The following is a 14,016-nucleotide window of genomic DNA, read 5'->3' as shown; positions in this document are numbered from 1 at the left end:
TGGATAGGCTACACTTAGTTGGACAGAATTTTTAAGGTCAAGTAGACTACAAATAACACATTTGAGGAGAATCTACATGACTAAAAGAGAACGCCGAACATTTACTGAAGATTTCAAGCAACAGATCGTGCAGCTGTACCAAAATGGAAAACCAAGAAAAGAGATTATTCGTGAATATGATCTTACTCCTTCATCTTTAGACAAGTGGGTGAGTCAGAGTCAAAAATCAGGTTCTTTTAAGGAGAAAGATAATTTAACAGATGAACAAAAAGAATTGATGGAACTCCGAAAAAGAAACAAGCAACTAGAAATGGAAAATGACATTTTAAAGCAAGCCGCGCTGATACTAGGACGAAAGTAAATGTAATTAAGAATAATCAACACAAATACTCGATATCAGCAATGTGCAAAGTCCTGCAAATCCCTAGAAGTACTTATTATTATGAAGCAAAAGAAAGAGTATCGGAGGATCCCGTTACCTCTGATGTAATCGATATTTTTCACGCAAGCCGTCAGAACTATGGAACACGTAAAATCAAAGTAGAATTAAAAAAGCGCGGTCATATTGTTTCCAGGCGAAGAATTGGGCGCATCATGCAGGAGCAGGGTCTCGTTTCTTCATACACAATCGCTCAATTTAAACCACATACAAAATCCTGTAATGAATCAGAACAAACAAATGAACTAAATCGTGCATTCGCACAGGAACAAGAAATGACTACAATCGTTAGCGATTTAACGTACGTAAGAGTCAATCAAAAATGGAACTACGTATGTGTCTTTGTCGATCTCTTTAATCGGGAAATCGTCGGTTTTAGTACAGGGCCAAATAAAGATGCATTACTCGTTTATCGTGCGTTAGCTTCTATCAAAGTCGATCTTAATAAGATACAGCTTTTTCATACGGATCGTGGAAATGAGTTTAAAAACAATTTGATTGATGATGCTTTAAAGACTTTTAATATCCAACGATCCTTAAGTATGAAGGGCTGCCCGTATGATAATGCAGTAGCTGAAGCAACATTTAAAATCATCAAAACAGAGTTTGTGAAGGGCAGACATTTTAGTAGCTTAGAAGAATTAACAAGGGAATTACAGGACTATGTTCACTGGTTTAATAACTTACGAATTCATGGAACCCTTGGATATGAAAGCCCAATTGAGTACAAACATAGACACCTTAAAAAAATTGTCTAGTTTAGTGTTGACATACCAGAATGGACCGCGGAGGATTTACTTCCTTATGTAGAAGAGAAAGAGTTTTTTACATCTAAGTACGCAGCGTTTATTGATGAGTCCCTTCGTGTGAAAATGCATGTAGGGAATGAGGTTGATATTGAGGGAGCGGTGGGGTATTTTGAGAAGTATGAATTTAAGAGTATTGTTTTAATATAGAAAGTTTCATTAGTTTTGACGAAGGAATTTTTAGATTAGAGTTTAATATCATGGAATTGGCTGTATAAATGAACGTTTTAAAAGGCTCAATCAGAGGAGGGGGCATTAGATAAAAGTAATTAATGCCCTTGTTTTTATATACAGATTACATGTTAAAATGCCCATTTTATATTTCAATTCATAGGGATAAATTTTTCTCTTATTCCATCTATCATTTTTCCCATTAAATCAATACTATCTTCGCTGCTTTTAACAAACTCTGTAGTTGTAGTATAGTTACCAAGACCCCCAGATATATGGACATGATTACCTTTCCGTTCTCTTTTTATACTTGAATCAATTTGAGTAGGTCTATAATTATGAGTTAAATCATTTCTAAACTTGTTTACTGTTTTATAAATTTCTACTTGACGAATGTTTATTAAGAATGAATAAAGGGAATTGTCGCTAGATTTCAATTTTTCAGCAACTTTATTACCGAAACCAAGAGTAGGTTCAAGATAAAATCCATAATTAATGTTGATAAGATGGTAGACTGTGTCTATTAAACTGAAAAATCTAGTAAATTATCCATCCATGTAAAATGTAAACCAATAAAAATAGGCATGGTGATCTTCTTCAAAGTGAGGAAAAAAATATATCCTCCTTTTTGTTCTTTGTAACCCATTCTTCATCTGGAATTCCCTTATCATAGTAATGAAACAGCATTACATAACTATTAGCCAAATCGAATGCTTTATCATTAAATTCATCAAGCCAAAAACTTAATTCCATGTCCTGTATGCCTTTACTACTTAAAATTGAAAAGCTCTGGTTTCCTTCTTTCACTTGTAAATAGATCTTATCAAACGATTCCTTTTTTCTGTTATAAATTTGTATCCAATTTTCTTCTGTTGGGTAATCTGCACAATCAAATATACTTCCCATATTTATTCCTCCATAATTTTCCTACTAAATTCAAGAGTAATATATAATTAGTGTGATATACAACAGATAAAGAAGGTATTTTGGAGGATAGGGTTAGATTGATGTAACTACTAAAAAATGTTCTACTTTAAATTACTGATTGGGTAATTTTGGGTATTAGGATTCATATAATTATTTTTAGACTAACCTTAAAAAAATTATCACAAATTAATTAACTAACAGTAAAAACCAGTTTGAAAGATTGAACAATAGGGAGGCTAGCTGCAGCTTTGCTGAATAGGTCCACCCCTTTGGTGTTTACATCCATGATAAGGGCCCAGTCTTCTTCGTTAATAACAATGGCATAATTGTGAAAATCACCACGTTATTTACTAAAAAATCTAAACGGCTAAAGTGGCTCACTATAGTTTGAACCGTTTCTTATACTCGATCCCTTTTTGTAACGTCGGTTTAGATCTAACTTATGTTATATTTAGGTAATTAAAGTTTTCTAGGAAGGTGAGAAAAGTGGATCTTACAATTTATCCGAGGGATGCATTGAAAGTGATTTTCCCTCTTTTAGGAAAATCAAATATGAGTGGTATTTACTTTATTTTCGGAGAAGATGGAGAATTAATTTATATCGGTAAGGCAAAATGTCTTTATTCAAGGTTGCGCTCACACTTTCATAGTTACTGGGATAATATATGGGATTATGAAAAGGAACTGTATTATTTTTCATATATTGTATTAGAAGCTTATTCATTATTAAAGAATGTAGAAAAGAACTTAATAATAAAATACCAACCTAAATTAAATGGTACCTATAACAAAAATACATTTCGAATTGACGATTTACAAAGGAAAAAAGATAAATACTTCGAGAGTGTTGCAAGAAGTAGAGGGTTTAAAGATGCTCAGGAAATGGTAGATCATGCAATGAACGATTTTTTTTTATAAAGATACTCTATCTAAATTTGATAAACTTCAGTATGAATATGAAAATTAAACAATAATTCATTTAAATTTCGGGTTAAACATTAATAATGAAAAGTAACTTGAATTAATTGAAAAGTGGTATAAATGTGCTATGTTCCAGCAGGAATTCCTAAAAGTTTGTCGAAAGAAGATGATTAAATACAGATATCCTTTTCTATGTCTCTACTAAATTGTAAATAAATTAGTACCCAGCCCATGTTTGCTTATCCTTTTTTATTAAAAGTTTTATTCACTCCTCTGAAGAAGATCCCCCCAACAAATTTTATAAAATTAATTCCCCGAAAGGATGACTCCACATGACAAAAGAATACCTCGATTTAAAAATGGATTTCATGTTTAAGCAATTATTTGGTGATCCTAGAAGAGAAAACATTACCATAACCTTCCTAAATGATTTACTTCATCGAAAAGGGAATGACCGAATTGTAGACGTGCATTATGAAAATACGGAACGGATCAAGGAAGATCCTGATGGAAAAACAAGCAGATTGGATATACTAGTATTTACCTCAACTGGTGAAAGAATTAATGTCGAAATCCAATTAGCGAACCAGCATGATATGGCAGAACGTGTGCTTTTTTACTGGTCTAAATTATTTTCTAGCTCTTTAGCTGCTGGAGAAAATTATCGACAATTGCCCCCTACCATTATGATAAGCATCTTAAACTATCCTTTATTCCCATATGAAACAGATAGCTTCCATAATGTATTTCATCTCAGAGAGGACACAGAACATTTCCTGTGGTGCCCCCATATAGAATTTCATGCCTTTGATCTTTCACAGTTCATGGTAAAATGGAGAAAATACAGACGTGAAATGAAAACAAATCCACCACCTGAATTGCCATGGTTAATGATGTTAACAGCCACTGATTATGAAAAGAAAACCGGTGATGCTGAAATTTTTCATGATTTGGAGGAATTAGCCATGAACGAACAAGAAGTACGCGAAGCACTGGTTGAATGGGAAAGTCTCAGTGCTAATAAAGAAAATAAAATGTTATATGAAGCTAAACTAAAATACTTACGTGATCAGCTCTCAAACATTAGAGGAGAAAGGCGGTTAGGGAGAGAAGAAGGAATAGAGGAAGGATACAAAAAGGGAATTCAAGTTGGGGTTGAAAAAGGTATTAAAAAAGGTATTAAAGAAGGAATGGCAAGTATTGTACGGAAAATGGAGGAAAGCGGCTTGTCTATTTCAGATATCGTCAGCATGACAGGGCTGAAAGAGGAAGAAGTAAAGGAAATGTTGATAAACACATGAAAATTAAGTAGTTCTACTGCAAAAAATCCATGATATTAAATGATTCGCCGCTGTTGTTTCAAGGGACGGTAGTAGAATTGTTTGTATTAGAATTGGCACTTGAATTTGTATTGTTATTTGTGCTGTTTGATAAAGAAGATATTGTATTGCTGCTGGATGTTAGTTTTTTAGAATCCGTATCTGAGGAATTAGCATTCTTAGTTGGGGAGCTAGAAAATAGCACATTTTTAGTCCCCGTACGATGGTGACACACTCAAGGGTTCTAATTGAAAATATTCTGCAGAAAGTTATGGAATATGAAACAATCGGAGGCACTAAATGTTCATGGGCCAAATTCAAACGATGACTATGCTTTGAGACTCTGGTTCATACAGCTGATCATATAGCTGAAATAAATTGTCCCCTAACCATCTATCTGATTAGGGGACAGTTCTTAAATCGGCGTATCAATTTTATTTGTAGTTTGGTTATGAACCGACTGTATTTTTATACTTTCAGATAATGGATTAGTATAATTCAACCACATTTCCACTAAATCAGTTCCAGTTATCAAATCTATCTGTAAACCTTGAGCATATGAACGAGCATTTTCAGTAAAGTTAGAAGTTGTTACAACATATCCCTGTGAAACATTTTGCTTTACCATATTAGAATGTAATAAAGCTATCGGTTCATAGCTAACATCATCTTTGTAACATTTTACTTGTCCTAAAACTTTCTCTTCGCCAACGCCATGTTCTATATCAACACCAAAATCCCCTGAACTTTTCGTTACAAACGTACTTCTACCATATTTATGTTTAAATATATCAGCGATGAAATGTTCAAATTCTAAGGGATTATTTTTTAAAAAGATTGATGAATAAGATTTTTCTTCATTCTCTTTACAAAAACGTTGATAAATACCAAAAGCTAACGTTCTTTTAAATTCTTCAGTGGCTAAATAATTTTTATAGGTTTCTTCCGATCTAAAATTTTTTATTTTATTCCAATGATAAAAGATAAATCCTAACAAAACACATAATAAAAAATACTCCACATTATCACCTCAATCACCAGTATTATCAAATTTATGGAAAGTATTCAAACTTGAATTAAGAATGAAACTCAATCAATTAAAAATGCTATAATTTAAAATAAATTAGGCATAAATTGGAGGCGTATATAAATGAAATGGTCTGAAGTACGTAAGCATTTTCCAGAACGTTGTGTCTTAGTAGAATCATTAATATCAGAAACAAGAGGAAAAGAAAGAATCATCAAGGAAATGTCTGTAATTGATGACTTTGAAAACGGCAATGCAGCATGGAAAGTGTATAAAAAATTACATGCAGAAAATATAAATCGTGAATTATATATCTTTCACACCAATAACGAAGAAATAAAAGTAATTGAGCAGCCATATATAGGAGTGCGAGGAAGAGTATGAAATTTGAAATGAATGATTATCTGCCGCTAGTCGCTGTTCAGATTGAATACAACGGAATGAAAAGGACTTTTACTAATGTACTGCTTGATTCTGGTTGCTCTTCAAGTATTTTAGATACGGATTTATGCGAAGAAATTGGGTTAATGCTCGATTTAGAAAATGCCATTACACGTAAAATGTACGGAATTGGTGGGACTGAAATTTGTATAGAACAAAAAGTGAGCGGCATGACAATAGATACGTTCCACCTGAGAGATTTCACTATACAGCTCGGTGATGTAAGAGAAATGCATGGATTTGACGGAATCATCGGAAGTGATTTTTTTCTTGCAAATAAATTAATCATCGACTTTGAAAATATGGAAGTACGAAAAAACTAGTTTAAGGTAAACATTACTACATCTATATGAATCTGCCATCACCATCCAATCCATGGAATACTTAGTTTTTTACCTAGGTATAGATTACAATCCCCACAGGTTCCATCGTCCTTACACAATTCCTCTCAAACCTTTCAAATGACGTAATATCCTGGATTATTAAATGCAAATAGGCCTGTTAATGCCAATGAATTCTGATATAAAAAGTAGGTAAAGTACAATTCACATATATTGTTATTTCTTTAGCAGAAAGCTACTCCCTGCTCTATGATAAAATAAAATTGTGGTAGAGGGGGATTAGGCTTTGATTAATAATACATGGATAGATTATTTGTATGAAAATATTTTATTAAAAGATGAGGAACTTAATCTACTTGATATTAGAGAAAATAATGGGATTATCGATATTCCTATAATAAAAAAGACTACTAGAACTAGAAGGACGGTTGCAATGTTAACAGTGGGGGGGAATAACCAAACTGTACCACCAATAAACCTGGTGAAAACCTTCACAAGCCCAAGAACTAAAAAACAATTTGAACTTACAAATATGATATATGAATGGATTAGAAACGGATGGGTCATTCGTGAGTATCGCTTGGCAAAAGACGAGCGAACGGTGAAAAGTGAACAGTTTCGAATGGGAGTGTCTTTATTCCAGTATAAAAAGCAAATAAAGGATCAACAAGAAACAGAGAAAAATGAATCCTTCCTCGAATGGAAGAATCAATGGAAACAAATACAGAAATCTTATTCTTCACCTAACCTTAAACGTAAAGAAAAGCTTAATAGATTAAATGATATTTTTGATGAAATGGCGACGAAGGGGAATATTGACGATATTGGCTCTACGTGGAGGTTTCAAAAACAACTGCTATTTTTACACTTTTTAACTGCGTTTTATCAAATTTCAACAATCGAACATCATTTTGATTGGAAGCAGATTGGTGCAAGTTATTACCGGAAAATTGGTGGCTCGAAAGAATTCGATGCTTATAAAAAGGAATTCATTGAAGTTGCCGAAGAGTTGCTTGAATATCCATTGCAATTACTAGGGCTAAGCAGTTTAGGGACGATTACCCCCATTTATTTTACAGGACCTATGGAAGGGAAAAGTGTTTCGTACAAGTATGGACCGATACATGCAACAACCGATTTAGCGGTTTTTACCGAGGATTTTCGAACGGATGCAGAAGTCTTGTGGGTAGTTGAGAATCGAGGAATTGTTACACGGATGGCTTATGAAAAGAACTTCCTGATCGATTCAAAGAGCTTTGTAGTAGGAATTGATGGTCAATTAAGATCTGCCCATCGACGATTGATTGAACAGCTTGTATCAAATGTAAAACAAGTGATTATTTGGACCGATGTGGATGAAGCAGGACTTATCATTGCTAAAGATGTAGGACAAATAGTAGGAAAAAGCCAGGCAGTAACGAAATGGGTTGTTCCACCATTAGAAGTCGTTCTGAATTTAGAAGCGTTTCAATCAAGATATGAAGGAGCTATACAAGTTCAGAAAGAGGAACAGGAGCAAGAGATTGGGGGCGTAGAACGGTGGGAAAAATGGATCAGTCCCTAATTTCTATATTTAATATGGATATGGAGAAACCGGAGCTTCTCCAAACGATGCGTGACATGGCTGCATTAGCAGGTGTTTTAAATGAGTTAAGTGATAAGGAATCGTTCCATGCTCCAATGAATGTATTACGTTTTATCCGTGTACTCAATCTCATTAATCAAGAAGCACTGGGGATGACCGATCCAATTGAAAATGAGGACACACTCTTTTATCGGTATCGTCACACGTATGGCTATGACGAAGGGATGACGATTGAATATGTGAAACACTTAACTTATATATTGTTGAAGTTTAATTGGATAACGAAAACAGCGAAGCGTATTAAGATGCGTGATCTTGGAAAAAGAATGATGGATGTTTTAATTCGATTGGCCAATGATTCGCTTGCTTATTATATGAATGACGATGTTGCCAGGTCCTTATTCCAAGCGAAAAGGGATGCAGAAATTAGTGAAGCCTATGATGACAAAGGCATTTCTGGAGGAAATAAGTTAGCCAGTATGATTAAAAATGTAGAGGAAGCTATTTCGCTGCTTACTGAAAGGGAGTTAGAATATTTAGCTGATCGAAATGCATTATCCCAAGTAGAAGTCATCCATCAATTAATGAAAGAATTGGAAACGAAAATGGTGGAGCGTCTGGCCAAATTTGAAACTTTTGATCAGGAATTAGTATTCGCCCCCATTAAACAGAGAGGGTTGACAGCGATAAGTGCGGGAACAAAGATAAGTCTTGGTACCATTAATAAAATTCTCAAGTTCGCACACTTACAAAAAACAGATTTCATTGAAACGATCCAACCAGATTTACTAAGAAATTTTATCGTGCAATCATTTGATCCGCCGATTGGTTCGGAAATTCCCAATGCACATCAAATCCTTAGTTTTATGGAACAAGGTCAGTATGAGGACGAAGATTTAGATGGTCTATGGGTACCTGTTAAATTCGCTAGTCCCTTATCTCCAAATGCGATTGACGAGGGGATCGACCATATTGAAAATTACGAACCAATTACTGATGAAATTGAAGAAGAACTGGTGGAGGATTTTCAAGAGATTGATGAAATCATGGAAGATCATTTAGAAGAAATTATGGGCGATTCTAAATGGCAAATGACGAAGCAAATGATTCATACGGAAGATATTGAAAAATACCTTGATGAGGTAGAAGAAGCGGGATTAGATGAGTTGGTCATACAAGCCGGTTCCGACAAGTGGAGTGATGTATTGAACGGCTTAATCGGAGTGTCTGCACTCGTTGCAAATAAAAAGGCAGATATTGATGAAAATGCAAACAGAAAAGTACACGGAAATATGGAAGAAAGAGATTGGAGGTGGACAGAAGATGAACAAGGAAGCTATGGAATTAGAAAACGAAGAAAATGAGTACATGAACGATCATCCTTTAAGTGCATTACAGTCCATTCAAGGATTTTTAACAAAGGAAGAAGAGCTTACATTTATGCAAATTTTGTTTTCCTCCTCTGCTACCATTCGAATGGGGAATTTTGGGCTTTCCCGAAAAGAGGTAGAAAAATTGCTCGGTGCAAATAGCGAGGAAGAATTTTTTTCTTTTTTAAAACGAGTGAATCAAGCTGTTTGCCGTTATTTCAAAGTGATTTATGATGAACGCAGGAATCAAGTTGTCGCACTGATGCATGTTCCTGCAAAACAAGCAAAAAACGTATTAAATAAAGAAGGCTTAGCCATTCTTATGTTTATTTTTTATCATCAGGAAGTGCTGCAGAATGAGTATACCTTGTTCTCTCAATTGATCAATAGCTTTGGGCATGAATCTTTACAGGTGACAAGGAAAATACAAGCAAATTTAGATCCCTTGAAAAAAATTGGTGCAATTGAAATCTATGATACGAACTCGGATGAAGAGGCCTATCAGTTAACAGCGATTGGTGCGCATCTTTTTTCTGATTCATTTTTACGGAGATATGCTGAGTTCAGTCAATCGAATCAGCTCCATATGGAGGATGTTCTCCGGTTCTTTAAACGCTATAACATGAATGGAGGGGTACCGGATGATACCATGGAGACTTAGATTCTCTGGGATCAGGGATTATATTCCAACCGTAATGGATTTATCCGGGGAGCATGATCATATTCTTATTTCCGGCCCTAACGGAGCGGGTAAATCAACGGTAACCTTTTGTATGGGTGGAGTTCTTTACTCAAGTAAAGTGGATGTGGATGGATTAAAGTCTAATAATCTACCAGCTAATCAGACGTGGCGAGCTAAAATTGATCTTCTATTCAAAAATGCTGGGAAAATGAAAGTTGATGCCCCCCTATATGTACAATTTCGCTTGGAAATAGAGCAAAAACCTGGTGATCCCATTAAAAGAGAGTTTTACATTGAAGAGGGGGATGAAATTGACAAATGGGAGCGGACGACGAAATTTACGAGTGGCGGCAATTTGAACTTTTCGGAATACAAAAATCAAGTGCTGTATAAGTATGCGGTCGACCCAGATGCCTTTTATTTAATTTGGTATCAAAAAGAAGTCAATCAGTTTGCCATCATGCATCCAGAAGAACGTTTCCGAATTTTTAGCGAAATGAATGGCATTGATAAAATCCAGAAAAACTGGGAAGAAAGTAAAGAGCTTGTTAAAGAGACAGAACAAAGCCTGAAAGAAGCGGAAAGCAAGCAAGGTTTAAATAAAATGCATTTAAAGCAAAAGAAAATGGAACTGGATCGCTACCATGATCGCAATCGCCGACGCGAAGAAGGCTTTACCCAATATTACCGTGGATTAAAATGGCTGGAAACCCATTATCTAAATCAAATCGACTCTTTAAAGTTGCAAATAGAAGAATTGTTAACGGATAAAGAGGAAAAGATTGATGCCAAACGAGTGAAGGAAATTCATTTCTCTGAGAAAAAGGATGAGCTTGAACAGTTCAGGCTGCTGCTTCGTCAGCTTGAAGGCAGAGAAGATGAATTGGGGCTTGAAGTAGAGGGAATAAATAACGAGCTAAAAATAACCAACGAGAAGATCGATGAAATATCTGAACAAATTGCCGAAATTACAAAACAAGTCGACCGGATTGGACTGTCAGAGGCAGACGTTCAGGTTAGCCTGAGTGAAGCGGAAAAGAAATATAAAGAAATCGATGCTTCAATTAAAGCAATGGATTCAAAGGTTATTAGTCTATCGAATCACCGAATGGATTTAATTGAAGAAAAGGCGATCTTGTCTGTAAAAATAAATCAGGATAAAGATCAGGAGAAAAAGTTTAAGGAATTAATTGACACGTATCAAAGCAGTAACGCCGTTCAAGCTGAGATGGATAAAAACAATCTTGAAATGGAGCAGAACAAAGATAGATTACGTGTTTTAGATGAAAGTGAACGAAAGATTGATAGAGAACTGACACTGCTAAAAAATAATAAAGTGTATAATCCCCGTCAGGAGCAGTCCATCCGCTTTTTTAAAAAGAATCAAATCGAAGCCTACCCTTTACGTGAGCTTGTGGAATTAGATGAGACAGCGAGTCAGCAGGATGAATATGTTTTCGATACGATCAAATATACATTATTCGTTAATAAAAAGGCATTTGAAGCACCTAATGACCTTTATCACGTTTCATTACCTAACCTAATTCCAGACAAAACCATCATGCATTTACCGGACAAGCATCTAAAGGTTAAAGATCGTCTAGAGGAGCACCTTTACCCCTATGCAATAAAAGCTCTTTGGTGGGTTGAGTCATTTTTTAAAGAAGAAAAACCTTTGATTGTGAATGGTCAGCTTGTAGATGAAAAAGGGATTCGTGGACCCCAAGAGGATAAACGAATTATCTTAAGTGAGAAAGTACTGCAATTCCAACAAGCGAAATTGGAAGAAGACCTAACACGGATAAAAGAAGAAAATCTTCAATTAGAAGAGGACAATCTTAGACGCAATAATCGAAATTCAACTCTTTTTAACAGGAGAGAGTCGTTAAAAGAGGCAGAAGCATTTTATACGAAAGAAAATGAAAGAGAATGGCGACAAAGTCAGTTTGATAAAGTATGTAAAGAGATAGAAACGATTGAAAAGGAACTTCGAATGATTCAAGTTGAGTTAAATGAACAGAGAACGTTATTCGCTCAATGGGAGCAATCCCTATCAACTCACCGAAAGTATCTAGAAATCTACGAACAATTTCGTAAAGAACAAGCAAAAATAGCGGAAGTTCAGAGGTTAAATAGCCTGCTAAAGGAGCTTAAGCAACATAAAAAGGAAAAAACGCTTCAATTAGATGAAATCTCAGATACATTAGATATAAAAAGACGTGACGAAAAACAGCTATCAAGAAGACTGGAAGATTTAGATGTGGGTCTTTATCAGCAGGATCGAGAAATCGAACAAATAGAGCGGCAAATAAAAATAAGGTCAGAAGAGCGAGTATCAAATGAAGAGGGATATTCTCGTACAAGAAAAGATATACAAAAGCTTCAAGAAAGCGCAAAAGACTTAGTTGCTAAGTACAATGAAGAGGAGGGACATGTTGCCGAGTTAACAAAACCGCAAGCTGGGGACTTATGCAATAATGGACGATCAGTCTTTGAATTTGCGGTAAATGAAAAGGGGATAGATGAAGCTGCACCTGAAAATTATGCAAAGATGAAAGAAGAATACGATCGGTCAGAGAATGAAGTGAAAAAATCGAGACTATTATTAGAAGAATATTCGGAACGAATGGAACGATCGAAAGAAGACTTAGAAGATACCATCAATATGAAGATCATTGGTGTAAACCAGAAATTTGTTAACTATATGTCTTTATTCGGTTTTGAAGGAAAAATTGAATGGGATATGAACACCGATCGTCGAGGACAGATTCGGTATACCCTTTTTATTAAGGCAAGAAAAGAAGGGCACCGTGGGAAATTAGAAGATGTTAGTGTGAAAGCACGTGGCGGCAAGGTAGGAAAAGGTGTATCAGGTGGAGAGGAGTCACTTAGTTCTTTATTGTTTGCACTCGCGTTATTGCAAACAATCGAAGCATCACCAGGATACATTGTATTAGATGAATTTGATAGTGCCCTTGATGAAGGCCGAAAAGATAAAGTGTTCGAATTATATGAACAAGAATTACAGCGGAAAATGATTATTCTTACACCAAAATCCCATGAAGAAGAATACCTGTATCGTTTCTCTAAAGCATATGTGGTGCATCACAATCCAAATATACCAAAAAGTACTGTGTTTAAAGTGAAGCGGGTCAGCTACTAAAGGATCGATTTATCGTATTTAGGGGTCAAATTTAAAAAAAGAACAATTTTGAAGAGATGTAAATAAAATAGTTTTGGATATTTTACTATGAGCACCATAATATATCATAGACGAATGATAGCAGTGAGGATATTAAGCTCTTAGTTGAATATGTGAATTGTGCAGGAAGTGGATCTTCGTCAGTATAATCAGAATCAGCTAAGTATCCTGAGGGCAGTCCGAAAAGTGGAAATCTTCTAAAATGTAAAACTCAAGAATGTTGAAATATCAAGGTTATAAAACAACAAAAGGGGGCATCCAGAAGTTGAAAATAAGACTTTTTGGACAGCCCCTATTTCTGTGGGATAAAAAATTGCTTGTCTGATTAATTGACATCAAAGATATTATTTATTTAAGATATGCATCTTATTATAGATGAAGTTAGAATAATTAGATACTTTTGCAATATATGTTAAAATATTACTATAAAAAGGAGGGACTCCAATGGATGAGAAGAAGAAAAGAAAACTAACAACTTGGTTAATGATTGTCATGATCGTTTCACTTGTAGGTTCTTTTGTACTATTTTTTATGGGTCATTATATGATTGCTTTTGCAGTTGGTGGGGTTTTTATGATTCTGGCTACCTTTTTAGGGCAGTGGTCTTCAAACAAAAGTAAAGATTACGTACATAGACATACGCATAATAACAATAATAAATGGTAAATGCGTTTGGATTTTATTCCAAACATTTTTTTCTTCTTAAATCAATTCAACGGTTATGATATTGATTTTTCGCACCCCGAAATGACCAAGAAAGCAACACTCTATACGAAAAAACAGCC

The 14,016-nt window shown here is 35.0% G+C and carries 13 protein-coding genes and 1 pseudogene; 11 read left to right on the top strand and 3 right to left on the bottom strand.

What is annotated here, in order from left to right; translation table 11 throughout:
• The first annotated feature begins 76 nt into the window (after positions 1 to 76).
• Positions 77 to 1,197 (top strand): IS3 family transposase gene (locus C1726_RS04885; protein ID WP_142385044.1). Its coding sequence is split into 2 segments (ribosomal slippage): positions 77 to 326 and positions 326 to 1,197, totalling 1,122 coding nucleotides; the frame shifts between segments, so codons are not numbered across the junction.
• A gap of 371 nt (positions 1,198 to 1,568) precedes the next feature.
• Here the strand turns inward: C1726_RS04885 and C1726_RS04880 are convergent.
• Together C1726_RS04880 and C1726_RS04875 are read right to left on the bottom strand one after the other, a co-directional pair.
• Positions 1,569 to 1,949, bottom strand: a pseudogene (locus C1726_RS04880) (Cthe_2314 family HEPN domain-containing protein); the annotation flags it as partial.
• A 64-nt stretch (positions 1,950 to 2,013) separates the two neighbouring features.
• Positions 2,014 to 2,322, bottom strand: coding sequence for a hypothetical protein (locus tag C1726_RS04875; protein ID WP_102272139.1), 309 nt, complete (start codon positions 2,320 to 2,322; stop codon positions 2,014 to 2,016).
• 507 nt (positions 2,323 to 2,829) lie between these two features.
• On the opposite strand from C1726_RS04875, the gene C1726_RS04870 reads away from it, so the two are divergent.
• From C1726_RS04870 to C1726_RS26085, 3 genes are all read left to right on the top strand, one after another.
• The gene (locus C1726_RS04870) at positions 2,830 to 3,261 is read left to right on the top strand and encodes a nucleotide excision repair endonuclease (RefSeq protein ID WP_102272138.1); all 432 of its coding nucleotides are present in this window, start codon (positions 2,830 to 2,832) and stop codon (positions 3,259 to 3,261) included.
• A gap of 335 nt (positions 3,262 to 3,596) precedes the next feature.
• Positions 3,597 to 4,565, top strand: coding sequence for an Rpn family recombination-promoting nuclease/putative transposase (locus C1726_RS04865; protein WP_102272137.1), 969 nt, complete (start codon positions 3,597 to 3,599; stop codon positions 4,563 to 4,565).
• A 77-nt stretch (positions 4,566 to 4,642) separates the two neighbouring features.
• On the top strand, positions 4,643 to 4,813 hold the full coding sequence (locus C1726_RS26085; RefSeq protein ID WP_180968099.1) for a hypothetical protein: 171 nt from the start codon (positions 4,643 to 4,645) through the stop codon (positions 4,811 to 4,813).
• Between the two features lie 185 nt (positions 4,814 to 4,998).
• On the opposite strand, the gene C1726_RS04860 is transcribed toward C1726_RS26085, so the two are convergent.
• Positions 4,999 to 5,604, bottom strand: a complete 606-nt coding sequence (locus C1726_RS04860; protein ID WP_235822694.1) for a restriction endonuclease — start codon at positions 5,602 to 5,604, stop codon at positions 4,999 to 5,001.
• A gap of 129 nt (positions 5,605 to 5,733) precedes the next feature.
• Here C1726_RS04860 and C1726_RS04855 point away from each other — a divergent pair, with 129 nt between their 5' ends.
• The 7 genes from C1726_RS04855 (at position 5,734) to C1726_RS04825 (ending at position 13,897) form a co-directional block, all read left to right on the top strand.
• Positions 5,734 to 5,994 carry a hypothetical protein gene (locus tag C1726_RS04855; RefSeq protein WP_102272136.1) on the top strand — a complete coding sequence of 87 codons (261 nt, stop codon included), beginning with the start codon at positions 5,734 to 5,736 and terminating at the stop codon, positions 5,992 to 5,994.
• The gene (locus C1726_RS04850; RefSeq protein WP_102272135.1) at positions 5,991 to 6,374 is read left to right on the top strand and encodes an aspartyl protease family protein; all 384 of its coding nucleotides are present in this window, start codon (positions 5,991 to 5,993) and stop codon (positions 6,372 to 6,374) included. Before C1726_RS04855 ends, C1726_RS04850 begins: the two co-directional genes overlap by 4 nt.
• A gap of 304 nt (positions 6,375 to 6,678) precedes the next feature.
• Entirely contained in the window at positions 6,679 to 7,956 is a 1,278-nt protein-coding gene (locus C1726_RS04845; protein ID WP_102272134.1) for a DUF2399 domain-containing protein, read from the top strand.
• Positions 7,932 to 9,341, top strand: a complete 1,410-nt coding sequence (locus tag C1726_RS04840; protein ID WP_102272133.1) for a hypothetical protein — start codon at positions 7,932 to 7,934, stop codon at positions 9,339 to 9,341. Before C1726_RS04845 ends, C1726_RS04840 begins: the two co-directional genes overlap by 25 nt.
• A complete protein-coding gene (locus tag C1726_RS04835) occupies positions 9,301 to 10,008 on the top strand; it encodes a hypothetical protein (protein WP_102272132.1) in 708 nt (235 codons plus the stop codon). Before C1726_RS04840 ends, C1726_RS04835 begins: the two co-directional genes overlap by 41 nt.
• On the top strand, positions 9,989 to 13,192 hold the full coding sequence (locus tag C1726_RS04830) for an AAA family ATPase (protein WP_102272131.1): 3,204 nt from the start codon (positions 9,989 to 9,991) through the stop codon (positions 13,190 to 13,192). The genes C1726_RS04835 and C1726_RS04830 overlap by 20 nt, the downstream gene beginning before the upstream one ends.
• A gap of 483 nt (positions 13,193 to 13,675) precedes the next feature.
• On the top strand, positions 13,676 to 13,897 hold the full coding sequence (locus C1726_RS04825) for a hypothetical protein (protein ID WP_102272130.1): 222 nt from the start codon (positions 13,676 to 13,678) through the stop codon (positions 13,895 to 13,897).
• Positions 13,898 to 14,016: the final 119 nt, after the last annotated feature.

The sequence above is a fragment of the Cytobacillus massiliigabonensis genome, from assembly GCF_900199725.1.
In the GTDB taxonomy this organism is placed as follows: Bacteria; Bacillota; Bacilli; order Bacillales; family Cytobacillaceae; genus Cytobacillus; species Cytobacillus massiliigabonensis.
The sequence above is the reverse complement of the archived record's forward strand: the minus strand, read 5'-3'. Positions and strand labels throughout refer to the sequence as shown.